The organism is Pseudomonas sp. P4795, assembly GCF_048822895.1.
Classification (GTDB): domain Bacteria; phylum Pseudomonadota; class Gammaproteobacteria; order Pseudomonadales; family Pseudomonadaceae; genus Aquipseudomonas.
The window spans coordinates 49382-69879 of sequence record NZ_JBMFBT010000007.1 but is presented as its reverse complement, the minus strand read 5'-3'; the positions used below and the strand labels follow the sequence as shown (position 1 = coordinate 69879).

18 protein-coding genes are annotated in these 20498 nt (G+C 60.4%); 8 read left to right on the top strand and 10 right to left on the bottom strand.

The features are described 5' to 3' along the window. Window positions 1-2: 2 nt before the first annotated feature. Window positions 3-1790: an ATP-binding protein gene (locus ACOI8A_RS20525; RefSeq protein WP_420650028.1), complete on the top strand. Its 1788-nt coding sequence runs from the start codon at window positions 3-5 to the stop codon at window positions 1788-1790. Here the strand turns inward: ACOI8A_RS20525 and ACOI8A_RS20520 are convergent. From ACOI8A_RS20520 to ACOI8A_RS20490, 7 genes are all read right to left on the bottom strand, one after another. After that, window positions 1787-3403 carry an EAL domain-containing protein gene (locus ACOI8A_RS20520; RefSeq protein ID WP_420650027.1) on the bottom strand — a complete coding sequence of 539 codons (1617 nt, stop codon included), beginning with the start codon at window positions 3401-3403 and terminating at the stop codon, window positions 1787-1789. The genes ACOI8A_RS20525 and ACOI8A_RS20520 overlap by 4 nt on opposite strands. Window positions 3404-3475: 72 nt before the next feature. Further along, complete coding sequence (locus ACOI8A_RS20515; RefSeq protein ID WP_420651491.1) at window positions 3476-4255, bottom strand: N-acetylmuramoyl-L-alanine amidase; 780 nt, start codon at window positions 4253-4255, stop codon at window positions 3476-3478. Between the two features lie 102 nt (window positions 4256-4357). Next, window positions 4358-6415 carry a diguanylate cyclase gene (locus ACOI8A_RS20510; RefSeq protein WP_420650025.1) on the bottom strand — a complete coding sequence of 686 codons (2058 nt, stop codon included), beginning with the start codon at window positions 6413-6415 and terminating at the stop codon, window positions 4358-4360. Further along, on the bottom strand, window positions 6412-7290 hold the full coding sequence (locus tag ACOI8A_RS20505; RefSeq protein ID WP_420650024.1) for an endonuclease/exonuclease/phosphatase family protein: 879 nt from the start codon (window positions 7288-7290) through the stop codon (window positions 6412-6414). Before ACOI8A_RS20505 ends, ACOI8A_RS20510 begins: the two co-directional genes overlap by 4 nt. 14 nt (window positions 7291-7304) lie before the next feature. After that, window positions 7305-7946, bottom strand: a complete 642-nt coding sequence (locus tag ACOI8A_RS20500) for a thiol:disulfide interchange protein DsbA/DsbL (RefSeq protein ID WP_420650023.1) — start codon at window positions 7944-7946, stop codon at window positions 7305-7307. A 188-nt stretch (window positions 7947-8134) separates the two neighbouring features. After that, window positions 8135-8746 (bottom strand): c-type cytochrome, encoded by a 612-nt coding sequence (locus ACOI8A_RS20495; protein ID WP_420650022.1) that lies wholly within the window; start codon window positions 8744-8746, stop codon window positions 8135-8137. 45 nt (window positions 8747-8791) lie between these two features. After that, window positions 8792-9082, bottom strand: a complete 291-nt coding sequence (locus ACOI8A_RS20490) for a c-type cytochrome (RefSeq protein ID WP_420650021.1) — start codon at window positions 9080-9082, stop codon at window positions 8792-8794. 191 nt (window positions 9083-9273) lie between these two features. Between ACOI8A_RS20490 and yihA the strand changes: the two genes are divergently transcribed. Then, the gene (yihA, locus tag ACOI8A_RS20485; protein WP_420650020.1) at window positions 9274-9918 is read left to right on the top strand and encodes a ribosome biogenesis GTP-binding protein YihA/YsxC; all 645 of its coding nucleotides are present in this window, start codon (window positions 9274-9276) and stop codon (window positions 9916-9918) included. 285 nt (window positions 9919-10203) lie between these two features. Here yihA and polA read toward each other — a convergent pair whose 3' ends face one another. After that, window positions 10204-13008: a DNA polymerase I gene (gene polA / locus ACOI8A_RS20480; protein WP_420650019.1), complete on the bottom strand. Its 2805-nt coding sequence runs from the start codon at window positions 13006-13008 to the stop codon at window positions 10204-10206. 74 nt (window positions 13009-13082) lie between these two features. Between polA and ACOI8A_RS20475 the strand changes: the two genes are divergently transcribed. Continuing rightward, window positions 13083-13373 (top strand): DUF2782 domain-containing protein, encoded by a 291-nt coding sequence (locus tag ACOI8A_RS20475; protein ID WP_420650018.1) that lies wholly within the window; start codon window positions 13083-13085, stop codon window positions 13371-13373. Window positions 13374-13433: 60 nt separating this feature from the next. Continuing rightward, window positions 13434-14387: a homoserine kinase gene (locus ACOI8A_RS20470; RefSeq protein WP_420650017.1), complete on the top strand. Its 954-nt coding sequence runs from the start codon at window positions 13434-13436 to the stop codon at window positions 14385-14387. A 127-nt stretch (window positions 14388-14514) separates the two neighbouring features. Here ACOI8A_RS20470 and ACOI8A_RS20465 read toward each other — a convergent pair whose 3' ends face one another. Further along, window positions 14515-15435, bottom strand: a complete 921-nt coding sequence (locus ACOI8A_RS20465) for a zinc ABC transporter substrate-binding protein (RefSeq protein ID WP_420650016.1) — start codon at window positions 15433-15435, stop codon at window positions 14515-14517. A gap of 66 nt (window positions 15436-15501) precedes the next feature. Between ACOI8A_RS20465 and ACOI8A_RS20460 the strand changes: the two genes are divergently transcribed. From ACOI8A_RS20460 to ACOI8A_RS20445, 4 genes are read left to right on the top strand one after another with little or no spacing between them, the layout of a single operon-like run. Next, a complete protein-coding gene (locus ACOI8A_RS20460) occupies window positions 15502-15984 on the top strand; it encodes a Fur family transcriptional regulator (protein ID WP_420650015.1) in 483 nt (160 codons plus the stop codon). Continuing rightward, entirely contained in the window at window positions 15984-16769 is a 786-nt protein-coding gene (gene znuC, locus ACOI8A_RS20455) for a zinc ABC transporter ATP-binding protein ZnuC (protein ID WP_420650014.1), read from the top strand. The genes ACOI8A_RS20460 and znuC overlap by 1 nt, the downstream gene beginning before the upstream one ends. After that, window positions 16762-17550, top strand: a complete 789-nt coding sequence (gene znuB / locus ACOI8A_RS20450) for a zinc ABC transporter permease subunit ZnuB (protein ID WP_420650013.1) — start codon at window positions 16762-16764, stop codon at window positions 17548-17550. Before znuC ends, znuB begins: the two co-directional genes overlap by 8 nt. A 37-nt stretch (window positions 17551-17587) precedes the next feature. Next, window positions 17588-18298 carry a PA5502 family lipoprotein gene (locus tag ACOI8A_RS20445; RefSeq protein ID WP_420650012.1) on the top strand — a complete coding sequence of 237 codons (711 nt, stop codon included), beginning with the start codon at window positions 17588-17590 and terminating at the stop codon, window positions 18296-18298. A gap of 38 nt (window positions 18299-18336) precedes the next feature. Here the strand turns inward: ACOI8A_RS20445 and katE are convergent, their stop codons facing one another. Next, window positions 18337-20478, bottom strand: coding sequence for a catalase HPII (katE, locus tag ACOI8A_RS20440; RefSeq protein ID WP_420650011.1), 2142 nt, complete (start codon window positions 20476-20478; stop codon window positions 18337-18339). Between the last annotated feature and the right edge of the window lie 20 nt (window positions 20479-20498).

Sequence of the window (20498 nt, the reverse complement as noted above, 5' to 3'; positions counted from 1 at the left end):
CGATGAAACTGGCGATGAAGTTGCGGACACGGTTGTTCCTGAGTATCTCCGCCCTGATCACCGTGGCCCTGCTCGGGCTGTTGCTCGGGCTGGTCAGCGTGATGCAGATGGCCGGCACTCAGGAGGCGACGATCCGCAACAACTTCGTCACCCTTGATCTGGGCCTCAAGCTGCGTCAGACCCTCGGCGATCAACTGATCATGATGCTCGCCGAGAAGCGCGATCCGGCGGCTTTCGAGGCTTCCAAGCAGCACTACTTCCAGCTGCTGGACGAAGGTATCGCCCAAGAACAAACAGATGACGGTCGGCATTATGGCTTCAGTCAGGCGAAGTCAGATTATCTGAAGTTCCTCGAGGCTTTCGATGCGTCACGCGATCCGGGCCTTGCTCTAAGCGGCGGCGACCTGCGCGAGCGCTTCAACACCCTGCGCAACGGGCTGATCACCGAACACAAGCATGCGCTGGACAATATCAACTCAGTACAACATGTGGCCCGTGATCGAGCGCTGCTGGTGGCTGGTCTGCTCGGGCTGGTGGGGCTGGCGGTGTTGATCATCGGGTTCGTTACCGCGCACGGGATTGCCAGCAGGTTCGGCGCGCCGATCGAGGCGTTGGCCAAAGCGGCTGACAATATCGGTCAGGGCAACTTTGAGGTGATCTTGCCGGCATCGTCGGCGATGGAGGTGAATCTGTTATCGCGGCGCTTCGGGCTGATGGCTGAAGCCCTGCGCGAGCACCAGGCCACCAATGTCGATGAACTGCTGGCCGGTCAGCAACGTTTGCAAGCGGTGCTCGACAGTATCGACGACGGCTTGCTGATGATCGACCGCGAAGGCCATCTGGAGCACCTCAACCCGGTGGCCCAGCGCCAATTGGGTTGGGACAGCGACCGCTTCGGGCAAGGCTTGGGCACCGCGCTGGAACGCCCGGAGCTGGACGATCAGTTGCAGCTGGTGTTGCGCGGCGGCAGCCTGGAACGCGCACCGGAAGATTTGAGCATCGAGGTCGATGGCGAGTCGCGCCTGCTGACCTACAGCCTGACCCCGGTCAGCCACACCGAAGGGCACATCCTCGGCGCGGTGATGGTGTTGCACGACGTCACCGAGCAGCGCGCCTTCGAGCGGGTGCGCAGCGAATTCGTGCTGCGCGCATCCCACGAGTTGCGCACGCCGGTAACCGGCATGCACATGGCGTTCGGCCTGTTTCGCGAGCGGGCGAAATTTCCGCCAGAGTCGCGCGAGGCTGACCTGCTGGATACGGTCAATGAAGAGATGCAGCGCTTGATGCAGCTGATCAACGATCTGCTGAATTTTTCCCGGTACCAGAGCGGCCTGCAGAAACTCACTTTGGCACCGTGCTGCATCGAGGATCTGTTGACGCAGGCGCAGTCGCGCTTCGTCGACTCGGCCGCTGAAAAAGGCATCGCGCTGAATGTGGAAGTGCAAGGGCCGCTCCCGCGCTTGCAGGCTGATCAGGCACAGCTTGATCGGGTGCTGGATAACCTGATCGACAATGCCTTGCGCCATACCGCCCGCGACGGAAGGATCCGTTTGCAGGCACGCCGGCATGGCGAGCGGGTGATCATCAGCGTCGAAGACAACGGCGAAGGCATTGCCTACGGCCAACAGGGACGGATTTTCGAGCCGTTCGTGCAGGTCGGGCGCAAGAAGGGCGGCGCCGGGCTTGGCTTGGCGCTGTGCAAGGAAATCGTTCAGCTGCATGGCGGCCGCATGGGCGTTTATTCGCGGCCGGGGCAGGGTACGCAGTTCTACATGGCGCTGGCGGTTTAGGCTTCGTCGTCGATGCGCCGGCCCGCGAGGCGTCGGCCGCGCGTGATCAGTTCAATGAACTGCACCGCGCTCAGCGCATGCGCGAACAGCCAGCCCTGACCAAATTTCACGCCTTCGCTACTGAGCAGCGCCGCTTGTGATTCGAGCTCGATGCCTTCGGCAATCACTTTCAGGTCCAGCGCCTGCGCCATGTGAATGATGTGCGGCGCGACGCCGCTGCTGGCGGCGTCATGGCCGAGGGCGTCGATGAACGCCTTGTCGATCTTCAGGCAATCCACCGGCAGGGTTTGCAGGTACGCGAGGCTGCAATAGCCGGTGCCGAAGTCGTCGATCAGCACCTGATGCCCGACATCGCGCAAGGCTTGCAGGTTTTCCCGGGCTACCACCACGTCAATCAAACCGCGTTCGGTTACCTCGAAAGCAATCTGCCGCGCCGCGACCCGGTGCAGAGTCAGCAGCCGCGCCATGACCTGGCCGATACGCGGCACCATCACGTCACACGCCGCGAGGTTCACCGAGATATACAGCTGCGGATTGGCGCGCAGGAGTTGGCCCAATTGTTCGAGCAGACGCTGCAGGACGAAGTCGGTCATCTGCCGGATCTGCCCGGTGTTTTCCGCCATCGGAATGAACAGGTCGGGACTGGTCAGCGTGCCGTCCGGCCGACGCCAGCGCAGCAGCGCCTCGGCACCCACGCAGTTGCGGCTGTCGAGATCGAAGATCGGTTGATACAGCACTTGCAACTCGCCACGGCGGATCGCTCCATGCAGTTCGGCATCCAGCGACTGGCGCTGGCGTACCAGCCAGAACACCGATGCTCCAACAAAGGCACCGAGCATCAGGCAGAACGGCACCATCCACCACCACACTTCCGGAATGTGCATGCCGGTACGCGGCGTGATCAGCACTAGCTGATATTCCGGATTATTGGTCGGCATGCGGTAAATCAGATTGGCCTGGGTAATTTGCAGTGCTTCAGGGTTTATGGGTGGCCATGGTTCGGTGGGTGGCCAGGCGTGCGGCGTGCCCAGCACCGGAATTGCGCGCGTGCCGTGATCGAGTACCACCAGCAGGCTGCTGCCGGGCGACAGATCGACCATGTCGGTCAGATGCCCGCGCGAGGTGGCCACGCGAAAATTGCCCCGGCCGAGCATCAGCGCCGCACGGTTTTCATCCGGTTCAGTGGTGGTGTTCAGCCAATAGCTGTAAGTCGGGCCTTTGATATCTGGAGCGCGAACCACCGTCAGGCCTTCCTGGCGCGGACGGTTGGAGCAGATTCGCGCAGCGTCCATGTAGGCCGCTTCATACACGAAGCGGTAATTGAAGGTGACTTGCTGCAACGTGGCGATCATATCGTCGTCACAGCTGCGCAGAGGCTGGGCCTCGAGATCGTCGAGGCTTTCACGTAATTGCCCGAACAATTGTTCGAGGCGGGCGAGGAAGCGCTCGCCCTGAGCATTCATTTCCCGACTTTCGCTTTGTTCGACCTGGCGCATGGCGACGAACAGCCCACCAGTGATCAACAGGCTCGCACTGAGAACAGCCGCGATCATCGCCAAAAACCAAGGGCGATAAAACCAGCTACGCAGCGTTTCTCGGGTAGCTACCATCATGGATTTCCGAAGAATTACCAATGAGTTATAGCTGCTGTTTGCCGTTTCGCCCTGACCGTCGGGCGGGTGTCATTATTTTGTCTGATTCAAAACCAGTAGCAGCGCTGCGGTTTGCGCATCCGGCGTACCGTCGAAACGGGTAGGGCGGTAGTGCATCTGGAAGGCTGCGAGCACATGGCGGGTGGCGACATCCAGTTCGCCGGTCTGTGGCGTCGCGTAGCCCACGCGTGCGAGCTGCGACTGAAACCAGCTGATGCTCGGCAGTTCGTTATTGAACTGCACTTGCTGACGCGCCACGGCTTGTTCATTCGGCCACAGGCCCAGACCTTCAGCGGCCAGGCGCTTCCACGGGAACAGCGGCCCCGGATCGAGCTTGCGCAGCGGTGCGATGTCGCTGTGGCCGATGATATGGCGCGGGCTGATGCCCTGACGTTGGCTGATGTCCTTGAGCAGGACGATCAGGCTCTGGATCTGCGCTTCGCTGTATGGATACCAGACGCGCCCGGTCGGGGTGTCCTTGAATCCGGGATTGACGATCTCGATGCCGATCGAACTCGAGTTGAGCCATGTACGGCCATCCCACTCACTTTCACCGGCATGCCAGGCGCGCTGATTTTCATCCATCAGCTTGTAGGTGGTGGCAGTTTTGTCGTCGCCGATCAGGTAATGGCTGCTGACTTCGCCATGAGTCAGCAATTGCAGCGAGCGCTCAAGGGACGCAGAGGTGTAATGCACGATCACGAACTGCACGCGGCTGTCGTGATTGACCGAAGGATGGCTGGTGTCGAAACGCGGGCCGCTGGCACAACCGGCGAGTACCAGAAGAGAAGCAATGAGGGCTAAAAATTTCATGATAAAGGGCAGTACGCACAGGACAATAATGCAACAGTGTAACGTACTGCCCTGAGCTTCAAAGGCTTGCGGGCTGAATTAAACAATATGGAACAATTGCCTTCAGCCCAGCTCGACCCGGTTGCGTCCGGCATTTTTCGCGCGGTATAGCGCCTGATCGGCTCTTTTCAGTACCAGATCGCTGTGTTCTCCCGGTTTGAACGAGGCCAGTCCCATCGAGATAGTGATGGTCACCCGTTCACCTTTAAAGTGAAACGGGCAGGCTTCGATCGCCGCGCGCAGGGTTTCCAGCAGTTTGGCGCCGATAGCTGGCGGCGTTGCCGGTAGCAGCAGGACAAACTCTTCGCCACCGAAGCGCGCGATGAAGTCACTGCCGCGCAGACGTTTGCGCAGCACTGTGGCGATGATCTTCAACACTTTGTCGCCGGCCAGATGGCCATAGTTGTCATTGATGCGTTTGAAGTGATCAAGGTCGAGCATCGCCAGGCTCAGGGTGTTGCCGTGCTGCTGCCACTGGCTGATTTCATGTTCGAGGCGTTCGCTCCACGCTGCACGGTTGGGCAGCCCGGTCAGCGGGTCGATCATGGCTTTCTGACGTTGTTCTTCAAGGTGTTCGCGGTAGCCGAGGGCTTCCTGTTCCATGTGTGCGACGCGTTCGGCCAGGCTTTTCAGGCGACCGGCGACTTCCTGCTCGCGGGCGTCGCGCTGCTTCTGATGCTGATCCATGGTGCCAAGCAGGCCTTCCAGATGGTTCTCCAGCACTTGCTTGAGGTCCTCCAGATCCGCTGCGTCTTGCACGCTGGTTTGCAGGCCGTCGACTTGCTCACGGATCTGCGACTCCATCTCCCGCGCGGCGGAACTGTTGTCGGCGTGCCCGTCGCTGGCGGCTTGCAGATTGCTCTGGAACGCTTCCAGGCGCTCGTTGAGTTGCTGCAAGTAGGCTTCGAATTCATGCTGGCCGCTGTCGGTGATCGCCAGCATCAGAGTTGCCAGATCGTCGAGGATCGGCAGCAGTTCGTACCAGTTGAGACCGTTTTTCAGTCGATCACGCATGGCTTCGGCTTGTGGGCGATGACGCTCCGGCAAGGTCAGGTCATCGAGCAGACCGAGCAAGGTGTCTTCGATGTGCTTGGCCACTGAGCTGTAGGACGGCTCGGGGGAATCCGGCAGCGCATAGAGGATGTCTTGCTCGGACTGCTCCGGATCGATGGCAGCCAAGGCCTGAGCAATGGGTTCGGGCAGGGGCAGGCTGTCGAGGATCAATGGCGGCGGGGCATCGCCGGGGTGGATCAGTTCGTCGGGGTTGAAAGCTGTGGCGGTTACCGGAGCTGTTGTAGAGAGTTCTGGCTCGGGTTCGACCGGTTTACTGACGATTTCAGGGGTGATCGCTGGAGGTTCGAACGCGACAACCTCCGGCTCTGGCTCCAGCGCTGGACGCGGCGCGGGCGTTGGTGCGTGGACGTCGACGGGTACTACGGCTGGAGCTTCCCTGGCTGCAACGACCATTACCGGCTCGGCGACTGCGGCAGTGGCTGCTGGCGGCGCGACAAGCTCTTCGGCTGCGGGCGTATGTTGCTGTTGTGCCACAGGTGTCGCAGCTGGAGCGTGCGCCTCGGACGCCGGCGCTTGCTCGTTATCCCGACCACCAAACAGCCGCTGCAACAATCCCGGACGACCCGGCTCGACCGGTGTCTCCAACAGGCTCAACGCCTTGCCCTGCAGACCGCTGAGCTCACCCAGCAGCAGCGGCATCTCGCGCGCCTGGCCGACTCGACCGTCGAGCTGTTTGGCGAACTTCTTCAGCGGCTGGGCGACTTCGCGCGGCAACGGCAAGGCTTGCAACTGCGTGACCAGCGAAGTCAGCGCGGTACTCATCTGATCAATGCGGGTTTCGCGGCGTTGCTCGGAATCGAGCACGGCTTTTTCCAGGCGTGGCAGCAAAGCGGCGAGGCCGGCATCCATCTCGTCGGTGCGCACCACATCGCGCATCTCTTTCATGCACTGGTCAACCACGCGGTCGGTGCCCTCGGCTGCCAGTGTGCTGCGCACCAGGCCACGGCGCAGCAGGTCGAGCCGGGCGTCCCATCGACGTTCGAGCTTTTCCTGTTGTTCGATGCTTTTGAGGTACTTCTCTTTCCAGCGCTGGGCTTCGTCGCTCATTCAGGGGTTCCGCGAGGGGCAGGACTCAACGCGGGCAATGCATCAGCCGTGAGCGAACCCGGCAGACGAATCTCTACCGCGACCGGCAGGTGATCGGAAATAGGCTGAGCCAGCACTTCGACCTTTTCGAGGGTCAGGGTCGGACTCAGCAGAATATGATCCAGACAGCGCTGCGGGCGCCAGCTGGGGAACGTCGCTTCGAGTTGCGGGGCGAGCAGGCCAAGGTCGCGCAGTGGCGAATTTTGCAGCAGGTCGCTGGCGTGGGTGTTCATGTCACCCATCAGAATCTGGTGCTTGTAGCCGCCGATCAGCTCGCGAATGTACGCCAGCTGCATGCTGCGCACGCGGGCGCCGAGGGCCAGATGCATCATCACTACCACTAGCGCTTCCGGACCTTCGCCGAAACGCACCAGAATCGCACCGCGACCTTTCGGCCCCGGCAGCGGGTGATCTTCAATCGCCCACGGCTTGAGGCGGCTGAGCACGCCGTTGCTGTGCTGGCCGAGTCGCCCGAGGTTGCGATTGAGTTGTTGATACCAATAGGGAAACGCACCAAGGTGCGCCAGGTGCTCGACCTGATTGACGTAGCCTGAACGCAGGCTGCCGCCATCGGCTTCCTGCAAGGCCACCAGATCGAAGTCGCCGAGCAGATTGCCGATCTTTTGCAGATTGTTGGAGCGCCCGGTGTGCGGCAGCAGATGCTGCCAACTGCGGGTCAGGTAGTGCCGATAGCGCTCGGTGCTGATGCCGACCTGGATGTTGAAACTGAGCAAGCGCAGACGACTGTCTGCGGGCAGGCCCGTGGATTCCAAGTGATGCTCGTTGACCTGCGGATCGTGCAGGCCAACGAGACGTTCAGTTCCCCAGCGGCGCATGGCGATTGCCGCGCTTAGTTGGCAGCTGCCTTGTTGGTCGCTCGCTCTTTGGCGACCAGTTGGTCAGCCAGTTTCAGCGCTTGTTCAGCACCGCCGGCGGAGCCGATGTCGAAACGGTATTTGCCATTGACGACCATGGTTGGAACACCGGTGACTTCATACTTCTTCGCCAGTTCGCGCGCTTTGACGATCTGCCCTTTGATGGCGAACGAGTCGAAGGTCGCGAGGAACTTGTCCTTGTCTACGCCTTGAGTGGCGAGGAAGTCGGCCATGTCGTTCTTGTCGGTGAGCTTCTTGTGTTCTTTCTGGATCGCTTCGAACACTGCGTTGTGCACCTTGTGCTCGACGCCCATGGCTTCGAGGGTCAGGAACATCTGGCCGTGAGCGTCCCACGGGCCGCCGAACATGGCAGGAATGCGCACGAAGTTGACGTCGGACGGCAGTTTCTCGACCCACGGATTGATCACCGGCTCAAACGCGTAGCAATGCGGGCAGCCATACCAGAACAGCTCTACCACTTCGATCTTGCCCGGTACGGCAACCGGTACCGGATTGCTCAGTTCGACGAATGGAGCGGCAGGGGCTTCGGCAGCTTGAGCGGTCACACCGAACAGGCTGGCAGCGACGAGGGCGGCGCTGATGATCAGATTACGCATGCTTTACTCCTGGACAATTTTGGTCGCCTCGCGCGACCTGTTTTCAGACAGATCCTGGCGGGCATGAGTTCTGTAGTGTAACGGCAGCGGCCACAAAAAAGGGCAGCCAAAGCCACCCTTTTTATACTTGCCGCGACGGATTAATCGAGCGTTAACGTAACGCGAGATGTCCGCCGCAGTAGACGCGCTTAGTGCAGGCCCTGAATGTAGCTCGACACCGCCGCGATGTCTTCGTCGCTCAGGCGTTTGGCGATGGTCTGCATGGTCATGGTGTCGCCGTCGTTGGTACGGCCGCCTTCTTCCTTACGGAAATCGGTCAGTTGCTTGGTGATGTATTGAGCGTGTTGGCCGCCCAGGTGTGGGAAACCGGCGGCGGCGTTGCCGGTGCCGTTCGGCGAGTGGCAGCCGGTGCAGGCTGGCAGGCCTTTGGCGAGGTTGCCGCCACGGAACAGCGCTTCACCGCGAGCGACGAGCTTTGGATCGGCGGCGCCGACGCTGCCTTTCTGGCTGGCAAACCAGGCGGCCATGTCGGCCAGATCCTGATCGCTCAGGTTGGTCAGCAGGCCGGTCATTTCCAGCACGACACGCTTGCCCGACTTGATGTCGTGCAACTGCTTGGTCAGGTAGCGTTCACCCTGGCCCGCCAGTTTGGGAAAGTTTGGCGCCATGCTGTTGCCATCCGGGCCATGACAGGCGCCGCACACGGCGGCTTTCGCCTGGCCTGCGGTTGCATCGCCTGCGGCATGGGCCATGCCGGTGATTCCCACGGTCAACAGCAGACTCACGATCAATTTGTTCATCAGCTAATCCAACTACGGCTAAGGGTTAAGAGTTATGGACCGGGCTTACTCGCTCATCCAAAGGATGATGGCTTGGTAATCCTCGGCACTGCAGTCCATGCACAAACCACGCGGCGGCATCGCCTTGAAACCCTGGGTCACGTGTTGCACCAGCGTCTCCATACCTTTCGCCAACCTCGGCGTCCAAGCTGCCTGATCGCCTCTTGCGGGCGCCATGGGTAGTTGGCCGGAATGACAGGCACCACAAACACGGTTGTACACTGCTTCCGGATCTTGTGTAGCCTGCGCGCTGTAAAGCGGCATCAAGACTCCGGCTGCCAGCAGCCATTTCGTCATAAAACGACCTTTTCAGGGTTGAGAGCGTTCTGCGTTCTAATGCGCAATCAAGGTCTGTCGCTCCCGTGGACTTCATCCTACGCTGGGACAAAGCACACACAAAATCTGCGGCATTATATACTGGCGTCACTGAAACGGAAGCGACACCGCGTTCCGCGCCCAATCCCGGCGCCGCCCACATCGGAAATCCCATGCAGCTCAAAAATCCCATCCTCGGCCTGTGCCAACAGTCCACGTTCATGCTCAGTGCCGCCAAAGTCGATCAATGCCCTGACGACGAAGGCTTCGAAGTGGCGTTTGCCGGTCGTTCCAACGCCGGTAAATCCAGCGCGCTGAACACCCTGACTCACGCCAGCCTGGCGCGGACCTCGAAAACTCCAGGTCGCACGCAACTCTTGAACTTCTTCAAGCTAGACGATGAACGCCGTCTGGTCGACCTGCCGGGCTACGGTTATGCAAAAGTACCGATCCCGCTGAAGATGCACTGGCAGCGTCACCTGGAAGCCTATCTGGGCGGCCGCGAGAGTTTGAAAGGTCTGATTCTGATGATGGACATTCGTCATCCAATGACCGATTTCGACCTGCTGATGCTCGATTGGGCCGTTGCGGCCGGCATGCCGATGCACATCCTGCTGACCAAAGCCGACAAGCTGACTTACGGCGCAGCCAAGAACACGCTGCTCAAAGTGCAGACGGAAATTCGTAAGGGTTGGGGTGATCACGTCACCATCCAGCTGTTTTCCGCGCCCAAGCGTATGGGCCTGGAAGACGCCTACACTGTATTGGCGGGCTGGATGGAGCTGGCGGATAAGGGCACAGAACTGCCTGCTGAGTAAATCGCAGGCAAAAAAAGCCCCGGACTTCAATTGGGGAGGGAGAAGTTCCGGGGTTTAAGTTCCGAACCGCTAGGGCGGGGTTCAGATATCTGCCAACACTTAACACAACATAGGAGCATTGAAGGGCTTCACCAGCCATTCAGTAACTCTGAGTGGCTCAGCGCAAGATTAGTTCAGATTTTTTTCAAATAGCTTTGGAATAAGCTCCAGAGCGATCCGGACTAAGCGCCCTTCATCGGTTCTGCTGCGACTGCATGTCACAGCAGAACCGCGCTCCAGCGAGGCTTAGTGCGCCTCGTCCCAGTTGTTGCCAACCCCGACTTCCACCAGCAGCGGCACATCCAGCTTCGCCGCTTCGCTCATGTGCACGCGAATTTCCTTGCTGATCTGATCGACCAGGTCCTCGCGAACTTCCAGCACCAGTTCATCGTGCACCTGCAAAATGACTTTGGCGTCCAGCCCGGAAGTGCTCAGCCAGTTATCCACTGCAACCATGGCTTTCTTGATGATGTCCGCCGCCGTGCCCTGCATCGGCGCGTTGATCGCCGTGCGTTCAGCGGCTGCGCGTTCCTGGGGCTTGTTGGAGTTGATCTCCGGCAAGTACAGGCGACGGCCGAAGAAGGTTTCCACGTAGCCCTGATCCGCAGCCTGTGCGCGGGTGCGATCCATGTATTCACGAACCCCCGGATAGCGAGCGAAGTAAGTATCGATATAGGCCTTGGCAGTCTTGGTGTCGACGCCGATGTCCTTGCCGAGTTTCTGTGCGCCCATGCCGTAGATCAGGCCGAAGTTGATCGCTTTGGCGCCACGGCGCTGATCGGAGGTCACTTCGTGCAGTTCGGCCTTGAACACTTCGGCGGCGGTCGCGGTGTGCACGTCGAGATTGTTGCGGAAGGCGTTCATCAGGCCTTCGTCTTTGGACAGGTGGGCCATGATCCGCAGTTCGATCTGCGAATAGTCGGCCGCCAGCAATTTGTAGCCCTTCTGAGCGACGAACGCCTGGCGGATGCGTCGGCCCTCAGCAGTGCGCACCGGAATGTTCTGCAGGTTTGGATCGCTGGATGAGAGGCGCCCGGTAGATGCCACAGCCTGCTGATACGAGGTGTGGATGCGCCCCGTACGCGAGTTGATCTGCTCCGGCAGGCGATCGGTGTAAGTGCTTTTCAGCTTGCTCATGGAACGGTGTTCCATCAGCACTTTCGGCAGGCGGTGATCGTCTTCGGCGAGTTTTGCCAGCACCTCTTCGGCGGTGGACGGCTGGCCCTTGGCAGTTTTCTTCAACACCGGCAGACCGAGCTTTTCGTAGAGAATCACGCCGAGTTGCTTGGGCGAGCCGAGGTTGAATTCTTCACCGGCGATCTCGAACGCTTCGCGCTCCAGTGCGACCATCTTGTTGCCCAGCTCGATGCTTTGAATACCGAGCAGCTCGGCATCGACAAACGCGCCCTGACGTTCGATACGCGCCAGCACCGGCACCAGCGGCATTTCGATGTCGGTCAGCACGCTGGCCAGACTCGGAATCGCGTCGAGCTTTTCGATCAGCGTCTGATGCAGGCGCAGGGTGACATCGGCGTCTGCGGCGGCGTAAGGCCCGGCTTGTTCCAGAGCGATCTGGTCGAAGGTCAACTGCTTGGCGCCCTTGCCGGCGATATCCTGGAAATTCACGGTGGCGTGATCCAGATACTTTTGCGCGAGGCTGGGCATGTCATGGCGAGTGGCGGTGGAATTAAGGACGTAGGACTCAAGCATCGTGTCGAAGGCAATGCCGCGTACGGTGATGCCTTCGTTCTGGTCCCCGCCGATGGCGCAGTTGGCCAGAATGTTCATATCGAACTTGGTGTGCTGGCCGACCTTGAGCTTGTTCGGGTCTTCCAGAATCGGTTTGAGCGCACGCAAAACGCTGTCGCGATCCAGCTGATCCGGCACGCCGATGTAGGAGTGAGTCAGCGGTATGTAGGCGGCTTCGTTGGGCTGCACAGCGAACGACAAGCCGACCAGTTGCGCCTGTTGCGCGTCAATACCAGTGGTTTTGGTGACGAAAGCGAACAGCTTGGCTTGCTTGAGTTTTTCCAGCCAGACATCGAAACGCGCCTGATCGAGGATGGTTTCATAAGCGGCTTCAGCGGGGGCGGCCGGAGCGTCGACCTGCGGCGCGCTGAACAGGTCGTCTGCCGCCTCAGGCGCGGGAGCGCTGCTCAGTTCCTGGCGTTTCGCGTCCCGATCCAGATCGTTGATCCAGCTCTTGAATTCCAGCAGCGTGTACAGCTCGTAGAGCTTGGCCGTGTCTTCCTTGCCCATCTGCAAGTCGTCGAGTTCGACGTCCAGCGGCACGTCGATCTTGATCGTTGCCAGTTGATAGGACAGGAACGCCATCTCCTTGTGCTCTTCGAGCTTGGCGGCCAAGGTCTTGGCGCCGCGAATCGGCAGGGTCGGCACGATGTCGAGCTGCGCGTAAAGCTCGGTCAGGCCACCGTTGACGCCGACCAGCAGGCCGGAAGCGGTCTTCGGGCCAATGCCGGGAACGCCCGGGATGTTGTCGGAAGAATCGCCCATCAGCGCCAGATAATCGATGATCTGCTCAGGAGCGACACCGAATTTCTCTTTCACGCCTTCCACGTCCATCGAGCTGCCGGACATGGTGTTGACCAAGGTAATGTGACCGTCGACCAACTGCGCCATGTCCTTGTCGCCGGTGGAGATGATCACCGGTCGATCCGCCGCCGCGCTGCTGCGCGCCAGGGTGCCAATCACGTCATCGGCCTCGACGCCTTCGACGCACAGCAGCGGGAAGCCCAACGCTTTCACGCTCTGGTGCAGCGGCTCGATCTGCACGCGCATGTCATCCGGCATGCTTGGGCGGTTGGCCTTGTATTCGGCGTACATGTCATCGCGAAAGGTCCCGCCCTTGGCGTCGAACACCACGGCGAACGGGCTGTCGGGATACTGCTTGCGCAGACTCTTGAGCATGTTCAACACGCCCTTCACCGCGCCGGTCGGCAGGCCTTTGGACGTAGTCAGCGGGGGCAGGGCGTGGAAAGCGCGGTACAGGTAAGACGAACCGTCCACCAGGACGAGGGGGGCTTGGCTCATGAGCAGGATCAACCTTTTCGGCGGGTCCGGCGCTAGAATAGCGGGACCGTTGACGACAAAGGGACAAGGTTATCATGCGTACGTTAAATCGCTTGCTGCTGGTCAGTTTGATTGCTCTCTCGCCATTGCCTGCGATGGCGGCAGATGACGCGCCGGGTGGGGAACCCGAGGTAACCATTCGCACGGAAGGCGACAAGACCATTCAGGAATATCGTCAGAATGGCTTTTTGTACGCGATCAAAGTCACCCAGAAGGGTTTCCCGCCGTACTTTCTGGTGCGTGCGGACGGTACGGATGCAAATTTCATCCGCTCGGATCAGCCGGATATGCTGATTCCTTCGTGGAAGATTTTCGAGTGGAAGTAGTTTCTTAAATTCAACAGGCGCCGGTTCGACCCCGGCGCCAGAACTGAGCAGTTTTTAACCATGTCTGTGTTCACCCCGCTGGCTCGGCCCGAGCTGGAAACTTTTCTCGCCCCTTACGGGCTTGGCCGTCTGCTGGATTTTCAGGGGATCGCCGCCGGCAGTGAAAACACCAATTTCTTTGTCAGCATGGAGCAGGGCGAGTTCGTCCTGACTCTGGTCGAGCGCGGCCCGGTGCAGGAAATGCCGTTCTTCATCGACCTGCTCGACGTGCTGCACAACGCCGATTTGCCGGTGCCGTACGCGCTGCGCACCACAGATGGTGAAGCGTTGCGTGAGCTTAAAGGCAAACCGGCGCTGCTCCAGCCGCGCCTGGCCGGCAAGCACATCAAGCAGGCCAATGCCCAGCATTGCGCGCAGGTCGGCGAGTTGCAGGCGCATCTGCACCTGGCGACCCAAGGCCCGAACATGATCAAACGCAAGACTGATCGTGGCCTGGACTGGATGCTGGAGGAGGGCACGCAGTTTCTTTCGCACCTGAGCGACGAGCCGCGCGCGCTGCTGCAAACGGCGCTGGATGAAATCACCCAGCAGAAAGACAAGATTCTCACGCTGCCACGGGCGAACATCCACGCTGACCTGTTTCGCGACAACGCGATGTTTGAAGGCACGCACCTGACCGGGTTGATCGACTTCTACAACGCTTGCTCGGGGCCGATGCTCTATGACGTGGCGATTGCGTTGAACGATTGGTGCTCGGACGAGGATGGTTTGATCGACGGCCCGCGTGCCCGAGCGTTTCTCGGTGCCTATGCGGCGCTGCGACCCTTTACTGCGGCTGAGGCCGAGTTGTGGCCGACCATGCTGCGCGTGGCGTGCGTACGGTTCTGGCTATCGCGGTTGATCGCGGCGGAAACGTTTGCCGGGCAGGACGTGTTGATTCACGATCCGCAAGAATTCGAGCACCGACTGGCGCGGCGTCAACAGGTCAGCATTCATCTGCCGTTCGCCCTCTGAATTGTGGCGAGGGGGCTTGCCCCCGTTGGAGTGCGAAGCGCTCCCCTGCGATCCATTCGTGAGCCACTGAGGGGGGGCTGCTGCGCAGCCCAGCGGGAGCAAGCTCCCTCGCCACAGGTATGTGTTGTTACAAGGATTCCAGGCAACCCGCCAGATCATTGCCCAGCTTCTCCAGCACTTGCTCATAACCCTGAGCAGTCGCTGGGGTGTACCCGCCTAGCGCATCCAGCTCCGCGAGTTTCACCGGCAAACCCGCCACCAGCGTCTCCGCCAGACGCGGCCGCAGCGGCGGTTCGCTGAACACGCAAGTCTTGCCCACTTCCTTCAGACGCGTGCGCATTGCCGCCACGTGCTGGGCACCCGGCTGCACTTCCGCTGCCACACTGAACACGCCAGTGTGTTTCAGGCCATAGGCGTCTTCAAAGTAATCAAAGGCTTCGTGGAATACGAAGTAGGGCTTGCCTTCGACGGCGGTCAGACGTTTCTTCAAACGCGCATCAAGAGCATCCAGGCGCTCGTCGAAGGCCTTGGCGTTGCTTTGATAACGCGCGGCGTTCGCCGGATCAGCAGCACTCAAGTCAGCGGCCATTTTGTCGGCAATAACCCGTGCGTTAACCGGTGATAGCCACAAATGCGCATCGAGGCTGCCTGGACGATGGTCATGATCGTGCTCATCAGCCTCTTCGGCATGCGAGTGGTTGTCTTCGGCGAAGTGCCGCAACTTCATCCCCGGCAGATCCTGCACCGCAATGCTCGGCAGCGTCCGACCGTTGAGCACGCGCGGCAGGAAACCTTCCATGCTCGGGCCGATCCAGTACAGCAGATCCACCGACTGCACCTTCCGTACGTCGGATGGGCGCAGCGCGTAGTTATGCGGCGAGGCACCCGGCGGCAGCAGCACTTCGGGAATCGCCACGCCGTCCTGTACCGCAGCGGCGATCAGCTGCAACGGCTTGATGCTGCTGAGGACTTTTACCTCGGCCTGAGCTGAACCGATCAACAGAAAACCGGTGACGAATGCGACAAAAACAGAAAAAAGTCGGGACACGGTGACCACTCAAGTAGGCGAGAACGGGTAACATAATAACGTCTCTATCAAAACTCGTCGCCGCCCATGCCTATTACACCGATTGCCAGCCGTCCCCACGACCACTCACATTGCGTGCACAGCGCTCTGTCCGAGGCCGATACCTTGTGCGCTCAGAAAGGCCTGCGCCTGACTGCCCTGCGCCGGCGGGTGCTCGAACTGGTGTGGCAAAGCCACAAGCCGCTGGGCGCCTACGACATTCTCGCGGTGCTCAGCGAGCAAGATGGCCGCCGTGCCGCGCCACCTACCGTGTACCGCGCGCTGGATTTTCTGCTGGAAAACGGCTTGGTGCACCGCATCTCCTCGCTCAACGCCTTCGTCGGCTGTGTGCATCCGGAGCACGCGCATCAGGGCCAGTTCCTGATCTGCCGCGAGTGCCACGCCGCCATCGAGCTTGAGCAAAAAAGCATCAGCGACGCGATCATCAACAGTGCCAAGGACGTCGGTTTTATCGTTGAAGCGCAGACCGTTGAAGTGGTCGGCTTGTGCTCCGGTTGCCGGGGGGCTTGATGAGCGACACGTTGATCCGTCTGGAGCAGGTGTCTGTGCGGTTCGCCGGACAGAACGTGCTGGACAACATTCACCTGAGCGTCGAGCCGGGGCAGATCGTCACCCTGATCGGCCCTAATGGCGCCGGCAAAACCACGCTGGTGCGCGCCGTGCTCGGGTTGTTGACGCCGGACAGTGGCAGCGTCTGGCGCAAGCCGAAACTGCGCGTCGGCTACATGCCGCAAAAACTCCACGTCGATCCAACCCTGCCGCTGTCAGTCCTGCGCTTTTTGCGGCTGGTGCCGGGCGTTGATCGCCCGCGTGCCTTGGCAGCGCTCAAGGAAGTCGGCGCCGAGCACGTGATCGACAGCCCGGTGCAGAGCGTTTCCGGCGGTGAAATGCAGCGCGTTTTGCTCGCGCGTGCATTGCTGCGCGAGCCGCAATTGCTGGTGCTCGACGAGCCGGTGCAAGGTGTCGACGTTGCCGGACAAGCCGAGCTGTACAGCCTGATCACCCGTCTGCGCGATCGTCACGGCTGCGGCGTGCTGATGGTTTCGCACGATCTGCATCTGGTGATGAGCACTACCGACCAGGTGGTTTGTCTGAATCGTCACGTTTGCTGCTCCGGGCATCCTGAGCAAGTCAGCGGCGATCCGGCGTTTGTCGAGCTGTTCGGCAAAAACGCGCAGAGCCTGGCGATCTATCACCACCATCACGACCACGCCCACGACCTGCACGGTTCGGTGGTCAAGGGCCCGGTAGCGGGTCAACCTCACGTTCACGGAGATGGCTGCAAGCATGGCTGATTTTCTGCTCTACGCCCTGCTTGCAGGTCTGGCGCTGGCGATAGTCGCCGGGCCGTTGGGTTCATTCGTGGTCTGGCGGCGCATGGCGTATTTCGGCGACACCTTGTCCCACGCCGCGCTGCTCGGCGTGGCGCTGGGCTTTCTGCTGGATGTCAGCCCGAGCGTCGCGGTGACCGTTGGTTGTCTGCTGCTGGCGGTGTTGCTGGTGACTTTGCAGCAACGCCAACCGTTGGCGTCCGACACGCTTTTGGGAATTCTCGCACCGAGCACGCTCTCCCTTGGCCTGGTCGTACTAAGCTTCATGCATGAAGTGCGGATCGACCTGATGGCCTACCTGTTCGGCGACCTGCTGGCGATCAGCCCGACCGATCTGGCGTGGATCCTCGGCGGCAGCGCGGCGGTGCTGGTATTGCTGGTGACGCTGTGGCGTCCGCTGCTGGCGATCACCGTGCATGAGGAGCTGGCCAAAGTCGAAGGCCTGCCGGTGGCCGGTCTGCGCATGGCGCTGATGCTGTTGATCGCAGTAGTGATCGCAGTGGCGATGAAAATCGTCGGTGTGTTGCTGATTACTTCGCTGCTGATCATCCCGGCGGCTGCGGCACAGCGTCACGCCCGCTCGCCGGAACAGATGGCACTGGGCGCGAGCCTGCTGGGCATGCTCGCGGTGTGTGGCGGGCTGGCGTTGTCGTGGTTCAAGGACACCCCGGCCGGGCCGTCAATCGTTGTGACGGCGGCCGCACTGTTTCTGCTGAGTTTTGTTCTGCCCCGTCGAGGGGTGTAGACTTGCTCGTTTTTTGCGCAAATAGAGAGTCGCAGGAATGAAGCCGTTCGCCTCCCGTTATCTGCTCCTTGTCGCATTCTTGCTGCTGGGTGCCTGCCAAAGCACGCCGCCGGTGGTTGAAGCCCCCGATGCGCGGGCCACGGCCATCGCACAGCTGGAGCAAAGCCTGGCCAGCAGCGAACTGGCCACCGCCGAAGCCCAATTGGCGACGTTGCAGACCGCAACACCAAACGATCAATCCCTTGAGCAATACCAGCGGCAGTTGGCCGAAGCCTATCTGCGCCGTAGCCAGATCGTCCTGCAGAAGGGTGATGTGAATGCTGCTGCTACCGCGTTGAGCCGTGCTCGTGCGCTGATGCCCAAAGCGCCGGCGCTGACTGGCGGCGTGAATGGTGCGATCACCGAAGCACGCAAGGCTGAGCTGGAAAGAGCCGAAGCGGCGCTGCTCGCAGCTGAAGCCAAGCCGAAAGCGCGAGTGATTGATCCGACTGCTGAAAGCACCACGGTTGCGTTGAACATCACCGATAGCCACAAACTTCGCCGACAACTGGATGCGATTGCCGCCGATGTGGTGAATTATGAGTGCGCTGTGACCATTCAGGCGCCGCGTACCAACGATTACCCGTGGCTGGCGAACTTGATCAGCAAGCGTGTGAAGAAATTGAACCCGGATTTTGATCTGAAGATCGAGAAACAGATTCTGCGCACAGTGCCGGCGCAGATGGTTTTGAGTCCGCGTAAACCGTAAAAAAAGATCGCAGCCCTTGGGCTGCGATCTTTTACTTCCTAGGCCGGAATCGCTTTGGCTTTAGGCTCCCGCGCCCAGACCCGATGCTGCCCAATCGCAGCAAAGAACGGCTTGGTCAACGCACCGACATCCTTACCCTTGAGCAACCCGGCATCCGCCTCAAGCTTCAGCAAATCAATCAGCTGTTCAGCTTCGCCATGCACTGCAATCGCCTTCAGATGCTTGTACGCCTCGAGCACGTAATGCAGCGCCTCGCCGTCACCGCTCAATGCCTTGATCGACGCCGCGCCACCCGGCACGAACACCGCATCGAAAATCACCGAAGGCATGCCTTCCATCGACGCATCCACCGCCAGGCTTTTGCCATCGGCAGTCTTCACTGGCGCCGACGTTGGCCCGAGCAGTTTCGCGTGCGCGCCTTCTGCGGCCAAAGCCTTCTTCATTGCATCAATCGCTGCACCATCGACGCCGTTCGCCGCCAGAATCGCGACTTTGCGGGTTTTGATGTTTTCCGGCAGCAGATTGGCCTGGCTGAGCGCAGGCGAGTTGTCCAGCGACGTCTTGCGCACCTCGACTGTGCCCTTGGTTGGCGCCGGCAACCCAAGGTTCTCGGCCACACGCTTGGCCAGTTCCAGGTCGATGTTGGCGAGAATCTCGTTCACTTCCCGCGCACGGATGAACTCGCGTTCAACCTTGCCCAGTTCGAAGCTGTAAGCCGAGATGATGTGCTCTTTCTCGTGCGCGCTCATGCTGTTGAAGAACAACCGCGCCTGGGAGAAGTGATCGCCAAACGACTCGCTGCGCTGCCGGATCTTCGCCGCGTCGATGCGTTCCGGGTAGGTTTCGAAACCGCCATCCTGCGCGGCCGGCGGAGTTTCTTTCGGCCAACCGCCATCAATCGAATTCGGCTCGTAGGAAGCGCGACCCTTGTCGATGGTGGTGCGGTGCTGCGCATCGCGTTGACCGTTGTGGAACGGCGCGACCGGGCGATTGATCGGCAGCTCATGAAAATTCGGCCCGCCGAGTCGGCTGATTTGCGTATCGGTGTAGGAAAACAGCCGACCTTGCAGCAGCGGGTCATTGGAGAAATCGATCCCTGGCACGATGTGGCCTGGGCAGAACGCGACTTGCTCGGTCTCGGCGAAGAAGTTGTCCGGGTTGCGGTCGAGCACCATTTTGCCCAGCCGCACAATCGGCACGATTTCTTCGGGAATCAGTTTGGTCGGATCGAGAATGTCGAAATCGAAGTCGTGCTCGTTTTCTTCCTCGATGATTTGCACGCCGAGTTCCCATTCCGGGTAGTCGCCCATCTCGATCGCTTCCCACAGGTCGCGACGGTGATAGTCGGTGTCTTTACCGGCAAGCTTCTGCGCCTCGTCCCACACCAGCGAGCAAGTGCCCGCAGTAGGACGCCAGTGGAATTTGACGAAGCGTGATTTGCCGTCGGCGCTGACCAGCCGGAAGGTGTGCACACCGAAGCCCTGCATGCTGCGCAGGCTTTTCGGGATCGCCCGGTCGGACATCGCCCAGATCACCATGTGCGCCGATTCCGGTACCAGCGAAACGAAGTCCCAAAAGGTATCGTGGGCAGAGCCGCCGGTCGGGATTTCGTTGTGCGGCTCGGGTTTCACCGCATGCACGAAGTCGGGAAACTTGATCGCGTCCTGAATGAAGAACACTGGCATGTTGTTGCCGACCAGGTCGAAGTTGCCTTCGTCGGTGAAGAACTTCACGGCGAAGCCGCGCACGTCACGCACGGTGTCGCCGGAGCCGCGTGGCCCTTGCACCGTGGAAAAACGCACGAATACCGGGGTTTTCTTGCCCGGATCCTGTAGGAAACCGGCCTTGGTCAGCGCGGAATGGTTCTCGTAGGTCTGAAAGAAACCATGCGCGCCAGTGCCACGGGCGTGGACGATGCGCTCCGGGATGCGTTCATGGTCAAAATGCGTGATCTTTTCACGCATGATGAAATCTTCCAGCAGCGACGGCCCGCGCGCGCCGACCTTGAGGCTGTTCTGGTTGTCGGCAATCTTCACGCCCTGATTGGTGCGCAGGGCCTGTCCGGTGGCGTCGGAGCGGAATGTCTCGAGGCTGTCGAGCTTGGTATTGGTGTTGGCGCGATCCGGGGCATCGGTTCCGGCCATTTGGCTCTTGTCGGTAGCGGGTTTCTTGGTACTCATCAGACGTAAACTCCTCGTTT